Source organism: Methylophaga muralis (genome assembly GCF_001720165.1).
Classification (GTDB): Bacteria; Pseudomonadota; Gammaproteobacteria; order Nitrosococcales; family Methylophagaceae; genus Methylophaga; species Methylophaga muralis.
The window spans coordinates 1-985 of the sequence record NZ_MCRI01000099.1 but is presented as its reverse complement, the minus strand read 5'-3'; the positions used below and the strand labels follow the sequence as shown (position 1 = coordinate 985).

Genomic DNA, 985 nt, shown 5'->3' with positions numbered 1-985 from the left:
ATAATTTAAGCATGGTTCAGAACACACAACAAGAAATCGCGGCAGCGGAAAACCAGATAATGGTATTAAGTGATCAGATAACTACCATGTCTATGCAATTATCCATGATTCCACAGCAAAATACTCCTGGTACTGTTGTTGGACCACAAGCATCTCCTGAGCAAGTGGCCTTAGAACGTATGAGGGCTGAGTTGCGCTCTATGCAAAGTCGTTACTCAGAGAACCATCCAGATTTACAACGTGTTAAACGTGAAGTTGCATCATTAGAAGCGCAGGTTGGATCAACAATGTCTCAAAGACAGTCGGTTGAAACTGAACTGGCTGCTGTACAGACTAATCTCCAAAACCTTAAACAACGTTATGCAAGTGAGCACCCCGATGTTAAAGCTGAAGAAGCCAATCTCGCCAGACTACAGCAGCGGTTAAAAGAGCTTCCAACAGAATCAGCGGATTCTACTTCAGTTAATACAAATAGCAGAAATCCTGTGTATATTGAAGTTCAAGCTAAAATTGATGCTACACAACGTGAGATTAGCCGCTTAAGGAGTCGTCAGGAACAACTACGTGCTAAATTAGCTGATTTTGAAAGTCGAGTAGTACAAACTAATCAGGTCCAACGTGCTTATATGGATCTAACACGTGATCATCAAAACAAATTGGACCAATATCAACAGTTGCGTGCTAAGCAACTTCAGGCAGAACTCGCCCAAACGCTTGAATCTGAAAATAAAGGTGAAAGCTTCACGCTTATTGAGCCCCCCCAAGTACCAAGTTCAGCAGAAAAACCAAATCGACCTAAATTATTAGCAATGGGATTTGTTGCATCCACAGGTGCTGGAGTCGGTTTGGCATTTATCATTGAGATGTTTTTTGGTGGAGTACGTGGTTACTCAAATATTTCCAGGGTGGTCGGTAAAGCCCCATTAGTTGTCATCCCCTTAATTTTAACTGCTTCAGAGAAAAGCAGACGACGCAAAATGCTTTA

At 41.9% G+C, this 985-nt stretch carries 1 pseudogene; it reads left to right on the top strand.

What is annotated here, in order from left to right:
• Positions 1-86: 86 nt before the first annotated feature.
• Positions 87-985 (top strand): annotated as a pseudogene (locus A9E74_RS13785) (sugar transporter); the annotation flags it as partial.